The organism is Corynebacterium sp. HMSC055D05 (assembly GCF_001810365.1).
Taxonomy (GTDB): domain Bacteria; phylum Actinomycetota; class Actinomycetes; order Mycobacteriales; family Mycobacteriaceae; genus Corynebacterium; species Corynebacterium coyleae.
Genome location: NZ_KV801077.1, coordinates 492 through 23,021, shown reverse-complemented (window position 1 = coordinate 23,021; position 22,530 = coordinate 492). Strand labels below are relative to the sequence as shown.

23 protein-coding genes and 1 tRNA gene are annotated in these 22,530 nt (G+C 61.0%); 4 read left to right on the top strand and 20 right to left on the bottom strand.

Translation table 11 applies throughout. The features are described from left to right. The first annotated feature begins 59 nt into the window (after positions 1-59). The 3 genes from HMPREF2734_RS07605 to HMPREF2734_RS07595 all read left to right on the top strand — a co-directional run bounded on the left by HMPREF2734_RS07605 (position 60) and on the right by HMPREF2734_RS07595 (position 1,869). On the top strand, positions 60-1,286 hold the full coding sequence (locus tag HMPREF2734_RS07605) for a bifunctional alpha/beta hydrolase/OsmC family protein (protein WP_083308130.1): 1,227 nt from the start codon (positions 60-62) through the stop codon (positions 1,284-1,286). Positions 1,287-1,372: 86 nt separating this feature from the next. After that, positions 1,373-1,714, top strand: coding sequence for a YchJ family protein (locus HMPREF2734_RS07600; protein ID WP_070570267.1), 342 nt, complete (start codon positions 1,373-1,375; stop codon positions 1,712-1,714). A gap of 81 nt (positions 1,715-1,795) precedes the next feature. Then, a tRNA-Pro gene (locus HMPREF2734_RS07595) sits at positions 1,796-1,869 on the top strand. Positions 1,870-1,930: 61 nt separating this feature from the next. Here the strand turns inward: HMPREF2734_RS07595 and HMPREF2734_RS07590 are convergent. The 3 genes from HMPREF2734_RS07590 to HMPREF2734_RS07580 form a co-directional block, all read right to left on the bottom strand. Then, the gene (locus HMPREF2734_RS07590) at positions 1,931-2,821 is read right to left on the bottom strand and encodes a 3-hydroxyacyl-CoA dehydrogenase (RefSeq protein WP_336621404.1); all 891 of its coding nucleotides are present in this window, start codon (positions 2,819-2,821) and stop codon (positions 1,931-1,933) included. A gap of 46 nt (positions 2,822-2,867) precedes the next feature. Next, positions 2,868-3,404 (bottom strand): gamma carbonic anhydrase family protein, encoded by a 537-nt coding sequence (locus HMPREF2734_RS07585; RefSeq protein WP_070570263.1) that lies wholly within the window; start codon positions 3,402-3,404, stop codon positions 2,868-2,870. Positions 3,405-3,491: 87 nt separating this feature from the next. Beyond that, complete coding sequence (locus HMPREF2734_RS07580; RefSeq protein WP_083308117.1) at positions 3,492-4,436, bottom strand: CE1 family esterase; 945 nt, start codon at positions 4,434-4,436, stop codon at positions 3,492-3,494. Between the two features lie 46 nt (positions 4,437-4,482). Here HMPREF2734_RS07580 and HMPREF2734_RS07575 point away from each other — a divergent pair, with 46 nt between their 5' ends. After that, positions 4,483-5,265: a class I SAM-dependent methyltransferase gene (locus HMPREF2734_RS07575; protein ID WP_070570261.1), complete on the top strand. Its 783-nt coding sequence runs from the start codon at positions 4,483-4,485 to the stop codon at positions 5,263-5,265. A gap of 9 nt (positions 5,266-5,274) precedes the next feature. Here the strand turns inward: HMPREF2734_RS07575 and HMPREF2734_RS07570 are convergent, their stop codons facing one another. The 17 genes from HMPREF2734_RS07570 to HMPREF2734_RS07490 all read right to left on the bottom strand — a co-directional run bounded on the left by HMPREF2734_RS07570 (position 5,275) and on the right by HMPREF2734_RS07490 (position 21,995). After that, the gene (locus HMPREF2734_RS07570; protein ID WP_070570258.1) at positions 5,275-5,961 is read right to left on the bottom strand and encodes a CE1 family esterase; all 687 of its coding nucleotides are present in this window, start codon (positions 5,959-5,961) and stop codon (positions 5,275-5,277) included. An 8-nt stretch (positions 5,962-5,969) separates the two neighbouring features. Then, a complete protein-coding gene (der, locus tag HMPREF2734_RS07565) occupies positions 5,970-7,568 on the bottom strand; it encodes a ribosome biogenesis GTPase Der (protein ID WP_070484762.1) in 1,599 nt (532 codons plus the stop codon). Then, positions 7,565-8,269, bottom strand: coding sequence for a (d)CMP kinase (cmk, locus tag HMPREF2734_RS07560; protein WP_070484761.1), 705 nt, complete (start codon positions 8,267-8,269; stop codon positions 7,565-7,567). Before cmk ends, der begins: the two co-directional genes overlap by 4 nt. Then, entirely contained in the window at positions 8,269-9,198 is a 930-nt protein-coding gene (locus tag HMPREF2734_RS07555; protein WP_070423219.1) for a pseudouridine synthase, read from the bottom strand. The genes cmk and HMPREF2734_RS07555 overlap by 1 nt, the downstream gene beginning before the upstream one ends. A 45-nt stretch (positions 9,199-9,243) precedes the next feature. Next, on the bottom strand, positions 9,244-9,798 hold the full coding sequence (gene scpB, locus HMPREF2734_RS07550; protein WP_070423220.1) for an SMC-Scp complex subunit ScpB: 555 nt from the start codon (positions 9,796-9,798) through the stop codon (positions 9,244-9,246). Positions 9,799-9,834: 36 nt separating this feature from the next. Then, positions 9,835-10,653 carry a segregation and condensation protein A gene (locus HMPREF2734_RS07545; protein WP_070423221.1) on the bottom strand — a complete coding sequence of 273 codons (819 nt, stop codon included), beginning with the start codon at positions 10,651-10,653 and terminating at the stop codon, positions 9,835-9,837. Continuing rightward, positions 10,653-11,522 (bottom strand): ParA family protein, encoded by an 870-nt coding sequence (locus HMPREF2734_RS07540; RefSeq protein WP_070423222.1) that lies wholly within the window; start codon positions 11,520-11,522, stop codon positions 10,653-10,655. The genes HMPREF2734_RS07545 and HMPREF2734_RS07540 overlap by 1 nt, the downstream gene beginning before the upstream one ends. 61 nt (positions 11,523-11,583) lie before the next feature. Continuing rightward, positions 11,584-12,669 (bottom strand): hypothetical protein, encoded by a 1,086-nt coding sequence (locus HMPREF2734_RS12080; protein ID WP_168163609.1) that lies wholly within the window; start codon positions 12,667-12,669, stop codon positions 11,584-11,586. Positions 12,670-12,681: 12 nt separating this feature from the next. Next, positions 12,682-13,602 (bottom strand): site-specific tyrosine recombinase XerD, encoded by a 921-nt coding sequence (gene xerD / locus HMPREF2734_RS07530; protein WP_070423223.1) that lies wholly within the window; start codon positions 13,600-13,602, stop codon positions 12,682-12,684. Continuing rightward, positions 13,603-14,250, bottom strand: a complete 648-nt coding sequence (locus HMPREF2734_RS07525) for an NUDIX domain-containing protein (protein WP_070570256.1) — start codon at positions 14,248-14,250, stop codon at positions 13,603-13,605. Further along, the gene (locus tag HMPREF2734_RS07520; protein WP_083279531.1) at positions 14,247-15,101 is read right to left on the bottom strand and encodes a copper transporter; all 855 of its coding nucleotides are present in this window, start codon (positions 15,099-15,101) and stop codon (positions 14,247-14,249) included. The genes HMPREF2734_RS07525 and HMPREF2734_RS07520 overlap by 4 nt, the downstream gene beginning before the upstream one ends. 3 nt (positions 15,102-15,104) lie before the next feature. Continuing rightward, complete coding sequence (gene steA, locus HMPREF2734_RS07515; protein ID WP_141739387.1) at positions 15,105-16,313, bottom strand: putative cytokinetic ring protein SteA; 1,209 nt, start codon at positions 16,311-16,313, stop codon at positions 15,105-15,107. A gap of 40 nt (positions 16,314-16,353) precedes the next feature. Further along, positions 16,354-18,084 (bottom strand): DNA repair protein RecN, encoded by a 1,731-nt coding sequence (recN, locus tag HMPREF2734_RS07510; protein ID WP_070570254.1) that lies wholly within the window; start codon positions 18,082-18,084, stop codon positions 16,354-16,356. A 9-nt stretch (positions 18,085-18,093) separates the two neighbouring features. Then, complete coding sequence (locus tag HMPREF2734_RS07505; protein ID WP_070451574.1) at positions 18,094-19,032, bottom strand: NAD kinase; 939 nt, start codon at positions 19,030-19,032, stop codon at positions 18,094-18,096. After that, positions 19,029-19,853, bottom strand: coding sequence for a TlyA family RNA methyltransferase (locus HMPREF2734_RS07500; protein WP_070570253.1), 825 nt, complete (start codon positions 19,851-19,853; stop codon positions 19,029-19,031). The genes HMPREF2734_RS07505 and HMPREF2734_RS07500 overlap by 4 nt, the downstream gene beginning before the upstream one ends. 174 nt (positions 19,854-20,027) lie before the next feature. Next, complete coding sequence (locus HMPREF2734_RS07495; protein ID WP_070570251.1) at positions 20,028-21,011, bottom strand: HAD-IIA family hydrolase; 984 nt, start codon at positions 21,009-21,011, stop codon at positions 20,028-20,030. 3 nt (positions 21,012-21,014) lie between these two features. Next, positions 21,015-21,995: a hypothetical protein gene (locus HMPREF2734_RS07490; RefSeq protein WP_083292055.1), complete on the bottom strand. Its 981-nt coding sequence runs from the start codon at positions 21,993-21,995 to the stop codon at positions 21,015-21,017. Positions 21,996-22,530: the final 535 nt, after the last annotated feature.

Genomic DNA, 22,530 nt, shown 5'->3' with positions numbered 1-22,530 from the left:
GCGAAATTGATGGTGACACGATTACGCTGATGGTCAAAATTAAGGAGGGAAGCCAAACCATGCTGTCTATGAACGTGAAAGTCCCCTCATCGAAGGGGCACATGATGGCCGGCACCATCGACCGACCAGACGGACCGGCGCAGGCATACGCGATCTTCGCCCACTGCTTCGCTGGTTCCCGCCACACGCCAGGTGCGTCGCGCATTTCCAAACGCCTGACTGAGCACGGCATTGCCACGCTTCGGTTCGACTTTCCAGGCCTCGGCCAATCTGAAGGCGAGTTCAAAGACACCTCGTTTTCGGAGAATGTCGACGACATCGTCGCCGCAGCGCAATGGCTGGAGGAAAACTACAAGGCCCCGCAACTGCTCATGGGCCACTCCCTCGGCGGCGCGGCTGCATTGAAGGCAGCAACCCGCCCTGAGCTGAAGAAGATGCTCAAGGCGGTGGCCACTGTGGGCGCGCCGTTCGACCCCGCCCACTCGGTGCTGCACTACGCACATTCCATCGGCGACGCCGACATGCACGGCTCCGTCCCTGTCACCCTTGGCGGGCGCGAACTGATCATCTCGCGCGAATTCCTCGAGGACCTCGCAGAGACCAACCCAGAGGAATATCTGCCGAAGTTGCGCAAGCCGTTGCTCATCGTGCACTCGCCTATCGACGTCACCGTCGGTATCGACAACGCGCAGAATATTTTCACCAAGGCACGCTACCCCAAGTCACTTATGACGCTGGACAAGGCAGACCACCTACTCACCCGCGAAGGCACTGCACAACGCGCTGCAGACATCATCGGGTCCTGGGCCGTGCAGTACCTCCAGCCACTATTCGTACCGGCAAAGACCACCGACGACAACGCGGTGTCCTACTCTGCCCGCGGCACGAAGTACGGCGACGTGGTGCGCACCTCTAACCGCGCCATCACCACGGACCGCTCGAAGAACACCGGAGGCAAGGGCCAGGGTGTCACCTCCACTGGCCTGTACATGTCCGCACTCGCCGTGTCCTGTTCCCAGGCAGTGCGCGAGGCAGCCAAGGGCATGTCGCTTGACGACGTCCGCGTGGAAGTTAACCACAACGGCGACGGCACCTTCACCCGCCTGATTACCCTCTACGGCGACCTGACCGACGACCAGGTGGAAACCCTGCGCGCAGCCGGTGCCTCATCCACCGTGGACGGCTACGTGGCCAAGGGCGAGATCGAAACAACTGCGGAGACTGCCTCGCTTGAGCGCCGTCGTCGCCAGAACCAACTGCACCGCGCAGAACGGTTGGGCAAGTAATGGCTGACGTTAAGGGCTCTGGGGGCGCTGCTGGCTCCGGTGACTTGTGGAGCGAAGTACGCGGGCTTTGCCGATGTGGGCTTGGCATGCCATATGAAGCCTGCTGCGGCCGCTACATCTCCGGTACTGCGAAAGCTCCCACCGCTGAGACCCTCATGCGGTCGCGCTACACCGCCTTCGTCATCGGCGACGGTGACTACATCGCCCGCACCTGGGCGCCGGAAAAGTTGCCCGCCGGCCTCGACGTGAATCCTGAAGGCGAGCCGTTTACCCGCCTGATCGTCCTGGAAACCAAAGGCGGCGGCCCCTTCGACACCGATGGTGTCGTGGTCTTTGAAGCCCACTACCCCGGCGGTTCCCTTCGGGAGCGCTCCACTTTCGAACGGCGCGACGGCGCCTGGGTTTACGTCGACGGCACCGTCAACTGACCTGGCAGTTTTGGGGCAGCATGACAGTGCTGTAATATGCGACAAGTTGCCACAATTGCAGCAATGCAAACGGTAACGGATCGGGCTGTGGCGCAGTTTGGTAGCGCACCACACTGGGGGTGTGGGGGTCGCAGGTTCAAATCCTGTCAGTCCGACAAAACACCCCTGGGGCTGCGGCGATAAACGCTAGGCCCCAGGGGTATTTGCGACTTTAGGTTAAGACACGATCTTGCCGTTCGCGTCGTAAGTGTAGAAGCCCTGCCCAGCTTCCAGGCCGGTCCTACCCTCTGCGACCATCGGCTTCAGCGTCGTCTCAACGAAGTCCTTCTGCCACTGCGGGGCGTTCTCGTTGGACTCGATCACGGCGACCAAGGTGCGCACGCCGACGAGGTCCATGATCTCAATCGGCCCGCGCGGGGAGCCGGTGGAGTTGCGCCAGTCACGGTCGATGTCGACGGGGTCAGCGATGTCGTGGTGCAGCAGGTACATGCCGGCACTGAGCAGCGGCACCAGCAGGGTGTTCAGCACGTAGCCGGGCTGCTCGCGCTTGAGCGGGACCGGTACCATGTTGATCTGCTCCGCAAACTCCACGAGTTGGTCCACATACTTCGGGTCAGTGCCCTCGTGAGGCATGATCTCAGCGGTGTTCTGAATCCAGATGTGGTTGGCAAAGTGCAGTGCCAAGAAGCGCTCCGGCGCACCCGTCGCGTCCGCGAACTTGCTCGGCATGAGCGTCGACGTGTTGGTGGCAAAGACGGTGGTCGCCGGGGCGTACTGCCCCACTTCGGCCCACACCTTGCGCTTGAGCTCGAGGTTCTCCGGGATCGCCTCGATGACCAGGTCCGCGTTCGCTAGCGCTTCCTTAAGATCCGAGGTCTGGGTGAGGTTTTCGTGCGCCGCCGCGATGGTTTCGTCGTTAGCGGACTCGAGCTCCGCCTTCATTTGCTCACCGATGGCGTCGAAACGCTGTTTGCCGGCCGCGAGGGCCTCCTCGTTAATGTCGTAGGACACTACCTTCTTGCCCGCGAACGCAGAGCAAAAAGCGATCTGCGCGCCCAGGACACCTGCACCAAGTACTGTTACGTTATTGAATGTCATGCCAGTCACGTTACTCCTTTTTATGTGACTTTCACAGCATTTCTAGTGTGAAGTTCTACGCAAGCGACGCCCGGTCCACCGCCATGAGACCTGTCGCTGCCCGCCGGCCCAGCCCCGCGTAGTACGCCGCGTGCCTCAACCGCGCCTCAAAGGTGTCCGGCTCGAGTGTGCGCTTGACCTTTGCCGGCACACCTGCTGCAAGAGAGAACTCCGGCAACTGCTGCCCCTCCAGTACCACTGCCCCGCCGGCGATGATGCTGCCCTTGCCGATGCGCGACCGCGACAGCACCGTCGCATTCATCCCGATCAGGCAACCTGGCTCGATATGGCAACCGTGGATCATCGCAAGGTGGCCAATCGTCACGTCCTCTTCGAGCACTGTCTCCCCATCCGTATCCACGTGCAGGACTGAGCCGTCTTGCACGTTCACACGTGCACCGATACGGATTGCGCCCACATCGCCACGGATGACCACGCCGGGCCAGATGTTGGCGTCCTCGCCTATCTCAACATCGCCGATAATCGTCGCCTCATCAGAGATGTACGCCGATGGATGAATCTTGGGGGTTTTGCCTTCGAAGCTATAAATCATGCGTTACAGTGTGCCGGAATTGCCCAACGCGTGGCGCTGAAACGTGCGTAACCGCGCCTGTTCGGGTGGTCGTCGTCAAGCAGTGCGCTACTGCTGCGTCGCCCGGCCGAGCCGGAAGAACTTCAGCATGGCGTCGGTGGCGAAGCCTTTCGGCACCGTCCCAGATGAGTCGCCGGCGCCGCCTGGCCACACGTGAGGGCCATTTTCGATGCGGTAGTGGGCAAGTTCGGCGTCGCAACCTGTCCACGCCTCGCGGATAACGCCAGGGGCTACCTCAATGTCTTCGTGGCGGGCGTCGCAGTGGTTGCGCGACGCGGACTCGTTGAGCATTTCCTCCACCGAGTTGTATGCCGTGGCGTGGCGTTGCCCGCCGTTGTAGGCAATGACATTGTCGCCCGTGCTGTGGAAATCGACGTGCATCATCGGTATCTGGGAACAGCCTGCAGAAACGCGTTGATAATAGGCGCCTGCAACCGTGGCAATGCCTGTGAATGCCTGTGGTCGTTGGCAACCCACAAACGCGGCGAAGCCCCCACCGTTTGAGAACCCCGCCGCAAAAATACGGGAGTGGTCGACCGAAAACTCGCCTTCAATCTCAGCCAGGACGGCGTCGACGAACGCCAGGTCTTGCTGCCCGGAGGTTGAGGCGTATGGTGCGGGCGCCCAGGCGGAGTCTTTGCCGTCGAGGTACGCCACAATGGCGTCTGCGGCATCGAGCCCGGAGTTTTTTCGGATCTTTTCGGCGTCTTCCTTATAGCCGTGGAACACGAAGATGACGGGCAGTCGGTCGCGCTGACGGGCACCCGCGGGCATGGAAACAATGTAGTCGCGCTTTAGCCCGCCTGCGGTGATGCTGCGATGTTCGCTGCCTGGTGGCCCCCATGGTTCGACCTCGCGCACGTCGTCCGCAGCGGGCAGTGCTTTGGTTGTTACCCCGGGTTCCTTGACGCTTCCGTCCCCTCCGGAGCAGCCGGTGAGTACGAGCAGGACTGTGGACAACGCCGCCGCGGTGACGGTTGAAACTTTGCCCATTACGTCTGCTGCTCCGGATAAAACACGACAGGTAGATTAGTGCATCATGCCAATAAGCGGAACACAGCCAGGTCCGAGCAAGAAGTCGCAGCCGACCTTTCGTGACCGCGCTCACCAACACACCGCGGCGAGTGCGTTTGTGCGCGATGCGGATCGCTACCACGATGCGCGTCCGTCGTATCCTCGTGAGGTTGCCGAGTTGTTCGACGGCGCCGATGTCGTGTGCGACGTCGGCGCCGGCACTGGGAAATTAACGCAGTTGCTTATCGACGACCACCGCACCGTCTATGCATGCGACCCCTCCCCCGACATGACGCGGGTACTCCATCACCAGTTGCCGGAGGTGCCTGTGTGGCGGGCGACGGCGGAAGCGACGGGGCTCGCGGACAATGCCGTCGATGCGATCGCGTGCGCACAGACCTGGCACTGGGTGGACCCGGCAGAGGCCAGTGCTGAGGCAGACCGCGTCATTCGCGATGGCGGATCTCTCGTTTTGTGTTGGAATACGCTCGCGGTACATCACCCTTGGGTGCTGCGGCTCAGCCGCATCATGCACTCGGGTGATGTGCAGCGCGAAGGCTTCTACCCCACCGTGCACGCCCCGTGGAAACTCGAACGGGAGGTCCGCACGGAGTGGGTCGATCAGATCCCAGTCGAACACTGCTTCGAGCTCATGGCCACACGCTCGTACTGGCTGAAAGCCTCCGAGCGCACCCGGGCAAAGATGGAGGCGAATCTGACGTGGTACCTCTACGAGCGCCTCGGGTTCGATGAGGGACAAATCATCCCGCTGCCCTACCGCACGGACGCGTTTGTGTACCGGCGATAGGGCGGGCTGCTAAAACAAGTCGGTCCGCTTCTCAATCCCGAAGAAGTGGAAGATCTCCTCGGTCACGTCGATGCCACGATGCGCAGCCCACGGTCCGGTAGGCCACTCGTGGCCCATGCCCTCCACTCGGTGGTGCAGGGTACGAGCCTTGTCGCCATTGCGACGCTCAAACGCGGCAACCACTTCGGGAGCGCCGAGAATGCCGTCCTCAGCGGGGCTGCCGTATCCCGGCCGGACCTCGCCGTTATATGGCACTACGTCGTCGTGGGTGCCGTGGATGTTGAGGTAGTCCACCGGCTCGGCTGCCTCGATCTGCGCCTCGGTGCAGCGCACAGCCGCAGACACAGAGGCAACACCCGCGAAGGTATCGCTGAGCGTCGACAAGTAGACCGCGAGACCGCCACCATTGGAGAAACCGACAGCATAAATGCGTTCGGGGTCGATGTCGAAGTGTTCGCTGGTTTGGGCGATGATGTCGTCGATACGCGCCTTGTCCTGCTCAATCGTGTTCAGCGCATACGGCGCAGGAGCCCACGCCAGACCGGCACCCGTCGGCGCAACGACCACTGCGTTGGCCTGCACGAGGCCGGTACCGCCGAGGAAGTTCCGCCCATTATCGCCACGACCGTGCAGCGCAACAATCAGGGGCAACGGCCCCTTCGGATCTGAGGGCGCGGAATAGACCGTCGAGTCCATAGTCCTGCCTACTTCTTTCCGCGACGCTCACGCACACGCACCGCGATGCGCACCGGAGTGCCGTGGTAGCCGAACTGCTCGCGGAACTTGCGCTCAAGGTAGCGGCGGTAACCGCCATCGAGGAAGCCCGTGGTGAACAGAATGATTGTCGGCGGGCGCGTCGTCGCCATGGTGGCAAAGAGCAGCTTGGGCAGACGGTTGTTCTTCATCGGAGGCGGGTTCGCGGCAATCGCCTCACGCAGCCAGTTGTTGAGCTGGCCGGTAGAGATGCGCTTGTCCCAGTTCTCCAGCGCTTCCTTCATCGCTGGCTCCAGGCGGTGCAGACCACGACCGGTGTCCGCGGAAATGTTGAGCTTGGTTACCCACTTCAACTGGCCCATGGTCAGGTCGAATTCGCGGTCGAACTCGTAACGACGATCCTCGTCCATCAGATCCCACTTGTTAAAGCAGATCACCATGGCCTTACCGGCTTCGAGCACCATCGAGATCACGCGCTGGTCCTGCTCGGAGATCTCCTGGGAGGCGTCGATGAGCACCACACACACTTCAGCGGCCTCGATCGTGCCGCGAGTGCGCAGTGATGCGTAGTACTCGTGGCCCTGGGCGTTCTTAACTTTCTTCCGCAGGCCGGCGGTATCGATGAACGTCCAAAGGTCCTCGTCCAACTGCACCAACTCGTCGACCGGGTCGACGGTGGTGCCGGCGACGTTGTCCACGACAGAGCGATTGGACTTGGTCAGCTTGTTCAGCAGGCTGGACTTGCCCACGTTCGGGCGGCCCACAAGTGCAACACGTCGCGGGCCCTGAGTGACCGACGCGGCAGCACGCGGAACCTCGGGGAAGTTGCGCAGGATCTCATCGAGCACGTCGGCACCGCCGCGGCCGTGCAGCGCAGAGACCGGCCACGGATCGCCAAGACCCAGCGAATAGAACTCGGCGACCTCGCCCCACTGACTGTCGGACTCAAACTTGTTTGCAACGAGGATGACAGGCACCTCAGCGCGCTGCAGGTTGCGGGCCATCACCATGTCTGTCTCGGTCACGGTGGTCTTTGCGTCGACAACCATGACGATGACGTCCGAGGTCTCCATGGCTGCCTCGGACTGGCGCGCGATCGAGGCGTGGATGCCCTTTGCGTCCGGGTCCCAGCCACCGGTGTCCTGCACCCAGAAACGACGTCCGTTCCACTCCGCCATGTAGCTCACACGGTCGCGGGTCACGCCGGGATGGTCCTCCACAACTGCTTCACGACGACCCAAGAACCGGTTTACCAGCGAAGACTTACCCACATTCGGGCGGCCCACGATAGACACCGTCGGCAACGCTTCCTTGACCACGTCCGGGCGGATGATGCCGTATTCGGCTTCGATTTCGGCCCATTCTTCGTCGGTGTAGTCGTCGGTCTCGTCGCCAGCATCGGTATCGTCGCCGAAGTCGGCCTCGCTGAACTCCGACTCATCGAAGTCCTCGAGGTCGTCGTAGTACTCAGCGTCGTCCGCATCGACCTCATAGGCTTCAAGGTCGTCGTAGCCAGAGGCATCGATGCCGGGTTGGATGAATTGAGTCTCCGGCTCGAGACCGTCTTCAATGTTCTTCTTGTCGCTCATCGTGCGCTCCTTTCCACCACGGCAGTCAGCGCAGCGAGCACCTCATCCGGGGTCATTTCAGACGTATCCACGATCTCGGCGTCGTCAGCGGGACGCAGCGGGCTGGTCTTGCGTGACGAGTCCGCCTCGTCGCGCCGCTTCACATCCGCCAACACTGCATCAAAGTCCACGTCACGGCCAGCGGCTACATCCTGATCGAAGCGACGCTTCGCACGTACTTCAGCGCTTGCCGTCATGTAGACCTTTGCCGGAGCATCCGGCAACACGACAGTGCCGATATCGCGGCCCTCCACGATCGCGCGGCCGGCCTCGCGGGCCAACTTGCGCTGCAGTTCCACAAGGTTCACGCGGACCTGCGGGATCGCAGAGACCGCAGAAACGTGCTGGGTGACTTCCGGTCCTCGGATCTCGCGGGCAACATCCTCACCTGCAAACAACACTGCGGTGGAATCCGGATCGTCGGATACCTCAAGCGGCAGATCAGCGGTCGCTTCGATCACCGCATCCGTATCAACCGGGTCGACACCAGCGCGCAAGACGGCCAGGGTGGCAACGCGGTACATCGCACCCGTATCCACATACTTCGCGTCGAGCTTCTTCGCTAACGCGCGACACATCGTAGATTTACCGGTGCCGGACGGGCCGTCCACTGCGAGAATCAGCCCGCCGTCAGCCAAGTTGGAAATCTTCTGGTCTGCCATTACATCCCCACCGCCTTGTACAGCGACGCAAGCTCGGAGGAATTGAGCGCACGCATCATGCCTGGCTTCATCTCGCCGAGCTGGACCGTGTGGAACTTGGTGCGAACCAGTCGTTGCACCGGGAAGCCAGCTTCCTTCAGCATGCGGCGCACAATGTGCTTACGGCCTTCGTGGAGCTCCACTCGGATGATCGACTGCCCATTGTGGACATCCACGATCTGAGCGTAGTCGGCCTTCGCGGGGCCGTCGTCAAGCTCAATGCCCTCCTTGAGCTGCTTGACCAGCGCATTGTTCGCCTCACCCAGGACAGTGGCCATGTAGGTCTTCGACACCTCGTACTTCGGGTGCATCAGACGATTCGCCAGTTCACCGTCGTTGGTCAACAGCAACAGGCCCTCCGTGTTGGCGTCGAGGCGTCCCACGTGGAACAGACGCTGACCCGCGGCGGTGCGCTCCGAAAGGTAGGAGCCGACCGAGGTGCGGTCAAGCTCATCCTTCATCGTCGAGTGCACGCCACGCGGCTTGTTAAACACGAAGTATTCGTGCTCCTCGTTGACGTTGATGCGCTCCCCGTCCACGCGGATGATGTCCACGTTCGGGTTAACACGCATGCCTTGCACGTTGACGATCTTGCCGTTGACCTCAATGCGGCCCTGGTCGATCATGGCCTCTGCGTGACGACGAGACGCCACACCTGCCTGCGCCAACACCTTCTGCAGGCGGATCCCCTCAGTTTTGCGGGTCTTATCCTGCGGGTTGTCGTCCCACCAGTTGTCATCCAGCGGGTGGGGCTCATTCTTCGCGGCATTTGCGCGTCGCTTGTCCAAACGGACATTCTGCTTCTTTGCCGGCTTCGCGTACGAGATGTAGAACGTTTCGTCCTTCTCGGGCTTGTCCGGTGTGCCGTCTCGGCGAGCGGGAGGAGTCATGTTTCCTCAATTCCTTTTCAGTCGTATGCGGTTTTTGGGCCGATCCTACCAGGCATCTTCGATTGCATCGATGTCCGGAAGCAGTGGCGCAAGGTCAGGAAGGCGCTCAAGCGAGTCAATGCCCAGAAGTTCGAGGAACAGCTCCGTCGTCACATAGCGGTGTGCGCCAGATTCTTGCTCAGGATCAACCTCCGCAATCAAGCCGCGCAGCGCAAGGGTGCGCATGACGCCATCAACATTGACCCCGCGCACTCCGGCAACCTGCGAGCGCGTCACCGGCTGGCGGTAAGCAACCACTGCGAGCGTCTCCATTGCCGCGCGCGAGAGTTTCTTCTGCGTGCCGTCGAGCAAGAACGCCTCGACCGCATCGGCATTTTCGGGCCGGGTATACAGCCGCCAGCCCTCTGCGGTCTCACGCAAATCAATGCCACTGCCACGGGTGTCGAGTTCTCGCGACCACGCGCGAAGGTGATCCGACACTTCCGCAGTCGTTGCTCCGAGCGCACCCGCGAGGTCCTCCACGGACACCGGCGTATCGACGACCAACAGCACCGACTCAATCCGCGAACGCAACTGCGCAACCATCGGCATGTCTTCCATACCGCAGGAGTCTAGCTGCCCGTACTTGTTCAGTGACTAGTTCCAGTTCGATGCCGCAACGACCGCCGGATCGACCTCAAGGCCGGTCCATGACACATCAAGTTGGCCAAGCGCTTCGGGCTGCTCTGTTTCCACCGCGCGGGCCTTGTACAACTCCAGCAGGGCGAGGAACCGGCCGACCACCTCCATGGACCTCGTGCAATCGCGTGTCAGTGCGGCGAACGTCATCCAGGTACCTGAGCCGGCGAGCTTGAGCGTATCCAGGATCTTGCCCGCCTGCTCAGGCACGGACACAGCAACGGCGTGCAGGTGGTCAGTGCGTACTTCCTCCGGCGGCTTAGGCCGGAAAACACTGGCCGCAAGTTCCGCGAAACTCGCCGCTGTATGGCCGAGTTCCACCGGAGGCAAAAGGTCCACGAACCGGGGCTCCATGGATACGGCACGCGGGTGTCGTCGATTAGCAGATGCTTGCCACGTAGCAAACTGGTCAGCAACCTGCTGATATGCGCGGTACTGCAGAAGACGTGCGAACAGGAGGTCCCGGGCCTCCAGAAGGTCGTAGTCTTCCTCCAGGTCATGATCACCACGTGGCAACAGCCGCGCAGTCTTCATGTCCAACAAGGTGGCCGCGACCACGAGGAACTCAGTGACCTCGTCAAGCGACTCCGTCTGCCCCAACGCACGGGTATACGCAATGAACTCGTCGGTCACCTCGGCGAGCGCAACCTCGGTCACGTCGAGTTTCTTCGCCTGAATCAAGCTGAGCAGCAGATCAAACGGCCCCTCGAAGTTATTCAGCGCGAGGGTAAAGCCCGTGATCTCCGGCTGGGGGTACTGCTCAGGTGCCTGGGCCACTAGCTAGTGCGCTCCAACACCTCAAGGGCCAGATTGCGGTACTGTTCCGCACCTTGCGAGTTGGGAGCCCACGTAATAATCGGCTCACCCGCGACCGATGTCTCCGGGAAACGCACGGTACGGGTAATCACGGTGTCGAAGACGCGGTCGCCGAACACCTCAACTACACGATCCATGACCTCACGGGCGTGGGTCGTGCGACGATCAAACATAGTGACAAGGATGCCCACGATGTCCAGGTCGAAGTTGATGCGGTCGCGCACCTTTTCCACGGTATCGGTGAGCAGCGCGAGACCTCGGAGCGAGAAGTACTCACACTCCATGGGGATGATCACGCCCTGCGAGCACGCCAACGCATTCACAGTGAGCAAACCGAGCGACGGGCCACAGTCCAGGATGATGAAGTCGTACTCCCCGCGCACCGGGCGCAGCGCACGAGCTAGCGTGTGCTCGCGGCCGACTTCGTTGACCAGTTGGATTTCAGCCGCAGACAGGTCAATATTCGCGGGTACCAGATCAAGCCCGGACACGTTTGAGCGCTTGATCGCCGCGTGAATGCTGGCAGTGTTGTCAAACAGCAAGTCGTAGACCGTGACCTGATCCTCCTCATAGGACACACCAAGGCCAGCGGAGAGTGCACCCTGCGGGTCGAGGTCTACCAGTAGCACCTTGCGCCCTTGCTCTGCCAAGCATGCACCGAGATTGATAGTGGACGTGGTCTTACCCACGCCGCCCTTTTGGTTCACCATCGAGATGATGGTTGCGGGACCGTGCCGCTCAAGCTCCTTCGGCTTGGCAAACTCACGCCACGGCCGACCCGTCAAAAACGTCTTCTGGTCAGCCGCGTCAAACAGCGCCTCGTCCGCCATGGCCGATCCTTCCCTCGATCACGTCTAAACCCTTGACTGCAGTCATCTTACAACGCTGTGATTAGACCTGCCCACGGCTTCGCTTCCGAAGGAAGATAATCAGCAGCGCAAGTGCCGCGATAAGCGCACCACCACCAATGATGAGCGGGACAAGATCACCTACCGACGAACCCGAGTCAACGCTATCGCCTTGACCTTTGTTGTCTGCTCCCGCATACGGGTTTTCTTCATCCGTTTCGGCAGCCTGCTCAACCGGAGCATTCGTCGACGTAACCACCGCGACAAACGTCGCCGCGCCGTTCTCCACGACCTCCATAATGAACGGGTTGTCAGGCGTCTCGCCTTCCGGGTACGTCAGCGTCAACGTGCGCCCTGCGACGTTCACGTCACGCTTGACCCCTTCGATGATGTTGCCGTTGACATCGAGGTAACGCAGCTTCGCATTCGACGAGTCGTAGTTGGCATACTTCATCAAATCGCGCGCCTTACTCAACGGCACCTTGACCACGATCTCGTTGCCGTGGATCTCTCCCTCGAAATCGAGCCGCTTCGCATCCGCGGTGTCCGCCTTTTCCGCTGGCTTACGCTCAGGGCGATTGACGGCGCCGCTGCCACTGCCTGCACCCGCACCGGATCCGCCGTTCGAGGCTTCACCGTTTGCGTCGCCACCGCCGTTTGCGCCACCGCCACCGTTGTCTTCGGCGTGGCCTCCACCACCGTGGTGCTCGGTGTTTTCTCCAGCGCCACCGCCCGCAATTTCGTCTGCATCAGTTGCCTGTCCGCCGCCCACAGCGACGAGGTTAACTGTCGCCGTGTAACCGCCGGCGCTCGCAGGTACTGCTGCGGTCGCGCCCTCTTCCGCTGGAGCGGTCACCGACACCGACGTGCCATTGGATGTGACCACCCAGCCGCCTGCGGAGTAATTCACATCCACCGGCACGCCCACATCAACCGTCGTCGTCTGCCCCGCAGGCACGGTGATCTCCGAGGGAATCATGTTCGCCATTGCATCCGGGCTTAGCCCGCCCGGGATCTGCGCCGAGGCAGGGTGTGCTCCCACACCTCCGCCAAGCCCCACGGCAAGCAGCAGGGCTGCCGGCACCGCAAGTGTTGCGCGACGTGCTCGTGCAAATGTGTACTCACTCATAAGCGCAAAAGCTTACGCACGTGGATGCGAACTACGCCAAACCTCGCGCAGGCTATCTGCTGTGACATGTGTGTAAATCTGCGTAGTCGTCACTGAAGCGTGCCCCAACAATTCCTGCACGGAGCGCACATCTGCGCCACCTTCCAGCAGATGCGTGGCAAACGAGTGCCGGAGCGTGTGCGGGGAGATCTCTTTGTCTATCCCCGCACGCTCCGCAGCCTGCTTGATTACAGTCCAGGCGCTCTGGCGAGTTAAGGCTCCACCGCGCCTATTCAAGAACAACGCGTGTGACTTCCCGGTGGCGAATACGGGTCTGCCTCGCACGAGGTACGCCTCGATCGCATCTTGTGCATGCCGGCCGAGCGGGACGAGGCGCTGCTTACTTCCCTTGCCAGTCACGGTCAGAATGCCTTCAGTATCTATTGCGGCTGTCGCATCATCGACGCTCAGATCAAGCACCTCAGAAACTCGCGCACCTGTGGCGTATAGCGTTTCCAACAGCGCCTTGTCGCGTAGGCCGAGGGGCTGTTCGGTCGGGCAGGCATCGAGAAGCGTCGCCACCTCCCCAATGCTCAAAGTGTCGGGTAGCTTCTCGCCAGCTGACGGTGGGGAAACTTCGGCAGCGGTATCTGCCGGCAATACGCCTTCTTCTACGCCAAAGCGGTGCAAGCCTCGGGCGACAGTCAGCGCACGCGCAGCCGAAGATGCCGCGAGGGGGCGTGCGCCGTCCACCCCGCGGCGCAAGTCAGCAACGTACGCCTCTACATCGGTGGCACTGACTGTTGCCAAGTCGCTTTTCCCAGCGGCTGCCAACCATCGTGTGTACCGGTTGACGTCGCGGGTGTAGTTACTCAACGTGTGAGGGGAGACTCCCCGCTCAACAGCGAGATGCTGCAACCAGCGCGCAGCTAGTTCGTCGGCTTTTACCGCCATCTAGATGCGCTTCATATCCGGCACGATGCCACGCTCGGCTCGCCGCTTCGGCAGCGATTGCGGGCGCAACTCGAATGGCTCCGACACATCACGTGACTGCGCTTTACCCTCTGCGACGCGGCAAGCAGCCAAAATGCCGCCCACGGCGATTGAGTTCACAATCTCGCCTCGAAGCACCATTTGTGTGGCCTCGCTCAGTGGCACCCACCGAAAGTCCATGTCGGCTTCTTCGTCCTCGGCGTCCGGGCGTTCCACCTCGCGCAGTTGCTTTGCGACGAATACCCGCACCGCCTCTTCCGCAAATCCCGGAGACGTCACCAAATCCACCAGCACGCCCCACTGCTCAGCCTCGAGACCGGCTTCCTCAACCAGTTCGCGCTTCGCACATACCAACTCGTCTTCTTCGTACATGTCCAGAAGCCCCGCAGGCAGTTCAAGCAGCCGCTTGCCTACGCTGTGCCGGTACTGCTCGACGAGCGCGACGCGCCCGTCGTCGTCAAGTGCAACTACTGCCACTGCGCCGAAATGCTCGACGATCTCACGGTTAGCTGGCTTGCCACCCGGCATGACCACACTGTCGCGGCGCACAGCGATGATTGGGGCGTCGATCAGTACCTCGGAGGACTCGACGGTAAATTCGTGGCTCACTCTGCCACCGCCAGCACTGAAGAAATCCTGCCGGACTCGTAGCTCACGTTGCCTACCGTTGTCACGCCGCGCAGTTCCTTTGGCGCGATGTCTTGACTAGTCAGCACGGTTTTGCCTGCATGGCCAAGTGCTTCCGCAAGGTCCTGCACCAGCTTCGCACCAAAGTCTCCGCCGGCGTCACCGGAGGCGCCATCCACAATCACGACAGCCTCCGCGGGCACGATCTCACCTTTCGTCTCGACGAAACCGGATTGTTGCAGCGTGTCAATTACGATTTTGCGATCCGAAGCCTGTGCTGGCGCTTCCTTCGTCTCAGGGTCGATCAACATAATCGACGCCAACGACTCACCCGCATGGGTGCCCGGTGAACGGTTCTCCACGCTCAACTGCGCACCGGACGGCAACGTCGACGCAATCACCGTGGACAACTCGTCGGCAGAGTTTTGCGACGTAAACTTCTCTGTCAGTTTCAACTCACCAGCATCGGAAGCGCCCGCCGCGTTGAGCAGCCACCGCACGGAATCAACATCGATATCGGCGGCCGTATGCGTACGCACGATAGCGACCGGCACCTCTTTGAGCGCTCCAGAGACGATGGACACCGACTCACTGCCCAGAAGAGCATCGGCAGCATCAAGCCGCTGCTGCGCTTCGCTGCTTTCCTTTGTCGGCTCCTCGGCTCCATCACCATTCGCGTTCCGGTCGATGTCGCTGAGAAACGCACCATTGAACAGATCCGGGCCGCCAGGAATAGCCGGCGCGAGTACCGAGGCCCCCAACACCACGCCGAGAGCTAACCCCCAACACAGACCAGCAGTGACAAGCCCACCCGTCCCTTTTTGCTTTCCCACGGTTTACTCCCCTTCCCCTGCCGGAATCCAGCCGCGCACCGTGTTGGCAACTGTGTCCCAGGTATTGACCAGGTTGTCGGCGAACGTCCCATTTCCGCCAAGCCCAACGACGAGAATGACGGCGGCAGCAGCGACCAGCAGGCCGAGTAACGCCCAGGCCCATGCGACACCGCTGGTGGATTCGACTGCGTAAAGATTCTCAATAACCGTAGAATCAACAACCTTGCGGCCGGCCTTCAAGCGAGCAAGCAACGCAGCCGGATCGGCATTCGCCGGGTCCGTGAGCATCCCGTCCAACTCCACCGGCTCGCCTACGGTGACAATCGTCTCCGCATCATGGAACGCAGCAAGCAAGATCGCGAGGTCTGTCGGCGAATCAGTCGCTGTTGGGAACGTCATCGCACCCACACCCAAGTCTTGGATACGCTCCAAGCCAGGCGCATAACCGTCTGGGTCAGCCGGCAGAATCACCCGTGCTTCAGAACGCAAGTTCTCCGACGCGACATCCGCGGGGTCACCGACAATGAAATCAGCGGCATAACCCATCTCTGCCAGCGTGTTCGCGGCGCTTCCCACACCAATGATGACCGGGGTGTACTCCCGCATAAAGTTGCGGATGCCTGTCAGACGGCGCCGCGTGTCATCTCCTGGAGAGACAACAACGACCTTGCGGTCCGCCATCGCGTCGCCAAGTTCGGGTGCGCCGACACCGTCGATAAGCAACGGCGCTTCCGAGTGGATGAACTCGATGGTGTTGCCGAAATAGGCTTCCATGTTCTCCACGAGACCTTGCTGTGCCTCAGCGAAGGAGTTGTCCACCTGCTCACGTGTGACACGCTGTGCAACACCGACGTCTTTCCTTCCGACGGTGATCGTCCCCTCTGGCGTGACCGTGGCCTTCTTGCCGTCGCGGATCTTCTCGCGAACTGCTGCGTCGGCCACTTCGAAGATCGGAACGTTGGCGTCGAGAAGCAAATGCGGACCGAACGTCGGTAAGGATCCAGTGCTGTACGGCGCAAGATTGATCACCGCAGCAGGACGGCGGGCAATGAGCTGCTCTGCTAAACGACGCTGCATGTCCGGCGCATCCACAATCGCAATATCGCCCTCATGCAGGCGAGCAAGGCCTTTGCCCTGCGGTGTGCAGTCGCGCAGCGTACCGCGCAATTCCTGCGCGGGCGCTTCCCCAGTTCCAACAGTCATAGCGACCATTGTGCAACGTTGACCTGCCAGAACTGTGGAGGCGCGCGGGCTACGTCCGCATTTCCTCCACTTCGCGCTGCGCACGCTTGAACAATTCTGCCGCGTGGGCACGCCCTGTATCCGAATCATCAAGGCCCGCCATCATGCGCGCGAGCTCCTCAATCCGCTGCTCGTCAGTCAGATTGCCCACACCCGACGTCACCGCCTCGTCGCCCACGTCCTTTGACACATGCAGGTGCGTGTTCGCATACGCCGCAACCTGGGGCAAGTGCGTAACGACGATGACCTGATGCCTCAACGCCAACCTCGCCAAACGGCGCCCAATCTCCACCGCAGCACGTCCACCGACACCAGCGTCCACCTCATCAAAGACCAGCGTGCCGCCCGCCGACGACTCCGAAAGGATCACCTCAAGTGCCAGCATGACGCGTGAGAGCTCACCACCAGATGCGCTCGTGGCCAACGGCTTTGGCTCCAACGCGCTGTTCGGTGCGAGCGTGATCTCCACAGCGTCCGCACCATCGCGGCCAAACTTGGCCTCCGCCAGCTCGACGCGCAGCTGCGCCTTCGGCATGGCAAGCCCGTGAAGCTCTTCCGTCACCGCCTCCCCGAGGTTTTTGGCAGCCTTGTTGCGTGCCTTGGTCAACGCTGCCGCTCGCTTTTTTAGTTCGGCTTCAAGATCAGCAACGCGGCGCTTCAGCTCGTCGATAGCTTCTTCTGACGTATCAATCTTGCTCAGCCGTTTCCCGGCCTTCTCTCGCCACGCCAACACACCCGCGATGTCCGGAGCATATTTTCGTGTGAGCCCCTTGAGTTCCTGTTGGCGCTGCAGAAGGCGCTCTAGCTCATCCGGGTCGGTCGGAAGATCTGCGGTGAAACTACCGAGTTCCGCAGACACATCCGCAAGCACACCGGCGACCTCCCCGAGGCGCACACCAAGCTCCCGTAACTCCTCGTCACTAGCTCCTACCAACGCCGCCTGCGCCCTGCCAACAAGGTCTGATGCAGCTTCTTCCGCCTCTGCGCTGTAGCCGCCGACGGCTTCAGCACCATCAATTGCCACCAGCGCGGTCTGGGCGGCCTCACGCAGCGCATCAACATCCTGAAGACGGTTAATGGTTGCAACGAGATCGGCATCTTCGCCGTCTACGGGTGCAACTGCGTCGATTTCCTCAATTGCAAACCGCAGCCGGTCCATCTCCTGTGCCAACTCAAGGCGTTTCTCTGTGCGGTCCTTCAGATCTTTCGATGCCTCGCGCCACTGGACATAAACATCGCGATAGGCCGACAGCTTCGGCGCGATCGCCGGATCGTAACGGTCCAGCGCCGCCAACTGCTGCTCCGGCGCAAGAAGCCTCAACTGGTCGTTCTGACCATGGATCGTGAGCAAATGACCAGCAAGATCGCCCAATGTGGCAGCCGGAACCTTCCGTCCGCCCAAGTGAGCGCTCGATCGCCCCGTCGCTTTCACAGCACGTGAGACGACGTATTCGCCGTTTTCATCAGGCCCTGCACCAGCGCCCTCTGCAATCGCATGCACGGCGGACAATGTCGATTCCGGCAGATCTGCGATGCTGAGCGCGCCTTCCACCACAGCTTCCTGCGCCCCGGTTCGCACTCGGGAGGCATCAGCGCGGCCTCCTGTCAGCAGCCGCAAGCCGGTGACAACCATGGTCTTACCTGCACCGGTTTCACCGGTGAGCACCGTCAACCCAGGAGCAAGCTCCGCTGAGGCATGACGGATCACGCCCAGGTTCGAAATCGCGATCTCTGCGAGCACTCTGCCTCCCTACGCATCAACGCCGCGTACACCACGACCCGTCCGCGGGCCGCGCCAGCCGGACACCGGCAGCCGGAACTTATCCACCAGCCTGTCGGTGAACGGTTTGTCGTCCAAGCGTACCCACCGCACCGGACGCGACCCCCTACTTACTTCAACCCTCGAACCAGGAGGCACCGGGATGCGACGGAACCCATCCATTACCGCCATGGCACTCGACGTCGTGTGTTCTGACTCCACAGCAACCGTCGAGCGCGGCGAGACAACAAGTGGCTTTGCAAATAACGCATGTGCGTTATTCGGCACCACCAGCAACGCATCGAGTTCTGGCCACATCACCGGACCGCCAGCAGAAAACGCATAGGCTGTGGATCCGGTCGGCGTGGCCACCAGTACGCCATCGCAGCCAAACGACGACACAGGCCGAAAATCAACCTCCAACGTGGCATCAAGCACCCGGGTACGGTCCAGATTCTCCACGCTGCATTCATTCAGCGCCCAATCCGTCCCGACGACCTGTCCTTCTTGGTCGATGACTGCCACGTCGATGGTCATTCTGTCGACAACGCGGTACGTCTTATCGACGACCTGCCTCACCGACTCCTCAAGACTCTCCGCGTCACCTTCTGCGAGGAACCCGACATGTCCGAGGTTGACTCCCAACACCGGAATATCCTGCGCCCGGGCATGCTCTGCTGCGCGCAGAAATGTTCCATCTCCGCCGAGCACCAGCACCAGCTCGCAGCCAAGCGCCGCATTGTCGTCAGCAGCGGCACGTGTCAGCCCACTGAGCACCGGATGCGTCTCAATCGCATCCATCTGTTCCTGTTCAAGCAACCGCACCGTAATGCCGGCTTCCTGGAGCATCTCCGCAGCCCTCGCCGCGGACGCGATATTCGACTCGCGGAACAAGTGCGGAACCAACAAGATCTCACGCTCAGCCGTCATTGCGGCCCCTCCTTCACGGCCTTTTGGACTGCGGCGGCGAGGGAATCGTCGTCAAGCATTGCCTCGCCTCCATCCTTTACAAGCCACAGGAAGTACTCCACGTTACCGCTCGGCCCTGGCAGAGGCGACGCAGCCACCCCACGCACGCTGAGCCCCAGCCCCTGTGCGAACTGGGCGACATCCACAGTGACTTCTTCGCGCAACTCCTGTGAACGGACAACGCCACCAGAGCCTAAACGGTCCTTGCCAACCTCAAATTGAGGCTTGACCATCGGCAACAAGTCAGCGCCATCCTCAAGACATTCCATCAGTGCCGGCAACACCAGCTTCAACGAGATGAAAGACAGGTCGCCGACCATCAGGTCCGCGAGTCCACCCATCATGTCCGGCGTCAGGTTTCGGATATTCGTCCGATCGAGCACCCGCACCCGCGGATCGTTCTGCAAGCGCCACACGAGCTGACCGTAGCCAACGTCCACGGCAACAACCTCACGTGCGCCGTTTCTGAGCAACACGTCTGTAAACCCACCTGTCGACGCGCCAGCATCCAGCGCCCTACGTCCCTCAACGCTTAGGCCCCGCGCACCGAAAGCCTCCAGTGCGCCAAGTAACTTGTGCGCGCCACGCGACGCCCAGTCATCAATGTCCTCGACATTGACGCGTATCGACGCCTCTGGCTCTACCACCGTCGCCGGCTTCGACGCCACAAACCCACCGACCTCGACACGGCCCTCCTTGATCCACGTTTGAGCCTGCTCGCGCGAACGTGCAATCTTGCGGCGCACAAGCTCTGCATCCAAACGCCTCCGTTTGGGCGGCATTAGCTGTTCCTTTCTTGCAACGCATGCCCCAGTACCGCATGCGCGCGCGTCAGTGCGTCAACCTCATCGGCAAGCGATTCAGTATCTTCCGCGAGAATCGCTTCAAACTGTGACGTGACCTCCTCAGGCGTCGTATGCGGCGCCCGCGGATCCCTGGGCATGGGTGGCTTCATGTCACCACCACTGAGCTGTAGCAGCTTCAGCAGCCTCTGAGTTGGGCCGCACAAACTCCGGTGGAGTCTCCATATGCCACGCGACCTCCAAAACCGTGCGCAAGGCCTGAATCGGTGTCGCACCATCCTTGCCGTAGCTCAAAATGATGTCGTTACCGTCGATTCGCGCAGCGAAACCGCCCTGCGGTCCCGGGAGCAAAACCTCTGGGTTCTCGTTGAGTCCGCGCATATCCTCCGCAATAAACGTCGGTCGCTGCTCCTTGGGCGCCTCCATAAGCGCCAACGGGCCAGAAACACCGGTAAGCACGTGCAGCGACGGAATCCCCGCCGCAACGCCACCTGCAATATCAGTATCTAGCCTGTCTCCCACGGCAAGCGGACGCTTCGCATTCATGCGTTCAGCGGCCTGAATGAACATCGCCGGCCCCGGCTTGCCCGCGCTTTCCGGAGTCACACCTGTCGCCGATGTCACCGCAGCAACCATCGAACCATTGCCGATCATCAACCCACGTTCCATTGGCAAAGACGTATCCAGGTTTGACGCAAGATAGATTGCGCCCCGCTGAATTGCCAACGCAGCTTCCGACAACTGCACCCAACCGGTCCCCGGGTTGTGGCCGTGCAGCACCGCCTTCGGATTCGCATCTGCACTATCGACGACGACGTAACCCGCATCGTCGACAAGCTGCTTAAACGACGGCGCGCCAACCACAAGAACAGGATCTCCGGGGACGAGGTGCGCCTCAGCCATCGACAACGCAGCCTGTGCTGAAGTGATCACGTCTTCGGTCTTCGTATCGAGGCCAATCTTGCCCAGCATCGCAGCCACATCCGCTGCGCTACGCGACGCATTGTTCGTCACATACATAGCCGGAATCCCCGACGCCGTAATGGCCTCTACAGCGTTTGGAATCGCCACTCCGCCATTCCACACAGTGCCGTCGAGGTCAAGCAGGAGAGCGTCGTAGTTATCCTTCAGCGCCATTGTCTAGTCCAATTCTGCGGCGCGCTCCGCCGCATCCGTGAAACCATCCGTATCAATCTTCGCAGCGTGTTCAAACCACGTCTTGGCCTCACCACGCTGGCCAGTCGCAAGAAGGGCATCAGCATATGCGTAGGAAAGACGCACTTGCTCAAATCCCTGCGAATCCAAAGAAGGATTCATGCGCTGCAGCGTCGCAAGTGCAGAATCGTGCTGACCGAGATCATGGCGTGCGCCGGCAAGCACAATCGCCAATTCGATCTTCCCCGCTTCGTCCAATTCATTAGCTTCAGGGCTACGACCAAGTTCAAGCGCCTTCTGAGGTCGGCCCAAGCCACGCTCCGCATCAGCCATCACAGCTAGCAGCCCCGGGCCACCAGACATCCGCCGCGCCGCACGAAGTTCTGAAAGCGCTTCCTTCCACTCACCAGCGCGATATGCAACTACGCCAGCAGTCTCACGGACAACGCCGACACGACCAGCACGGTTCTTCGCGGCGCGGGCGTGCTCAAGTGCGAGCTTCGGATCGTCTTCCAGGAGATCAGTAGCCATCAGCATGTGCTGTGCAACGCGTTCCGCATTGTCCTTGGAAAGCACCTTGAGGTCCTGCAGCACAGACGGGTCAAGGTCGTTAATATCCAGGCCCGACGGCAAGTCAGGTTCGCGCTCCTTCTGCGCCATCCGTTCCTCGCGGTATCCCTCACGATATGGGTTCGAGCGATCGTGGCGGACACGGTTGTCCTGCCCGCCGTGGCCCGGGTGGCCGCCCTTACCGTGGGGCTTGCCACGGCCGCGGCCACCACCGTGACCGCCGCGTTTATTGTCGCCGCGTGCTCCACCGTAGCGATCCTCGCGACGTCCGCGCTCTCCGTCGCCAAATTCACGACGACCACGAGACTGCCCGCGGTTATTCCTACCGCGACGGTCTCCGCCACCACCATAAGAACGTTGACGTCCCTGGTTATCTCCGTTGCCGGCCTCTGCCATGGAATCCCTCCAATTCGTATCCAAGCCATTATAGGGATGCTCAACACAGTTATGCTGATCCCCCTCAGCCGAGCGGACTTGGCGAGCATTCGACTCCGTAATGGGCTATCAAGGATTCATTCTCCGCATTGCGGTTACGTCCCTCTCCTAGCTGTGCTGTATGCAAAACCCGACGTCATATCTTTCGCTGACTTGGGCAGAGTGTAAAACGCCGCGGCCGTGAAGCTTCATTTTGCATTTACGACTGTGTGCTGGTGGCTTTAGTCGAGTCTTCGGTGGCGTGAAGTCGCTTCGCTCTGCATTGCGGACAAGTGGGTAGACACCAACTATTTCCTTGTATCGGCTGGGCTACTTTTCCAAGAGCGCTGACAAGAGCGCCGCCGCTGGCATCGACTCCGTGCTCCGCATTGCGGACTAATGGGTGTACGCCAACTATGCAGTGGCATAGTCAGGCACGCAATGTTTCTGACTCTGTATTGCGGTCTGGTGGGTGTGCACCAATGTTGCTGTTGTCGGCGACAACAATCGTGTGGGT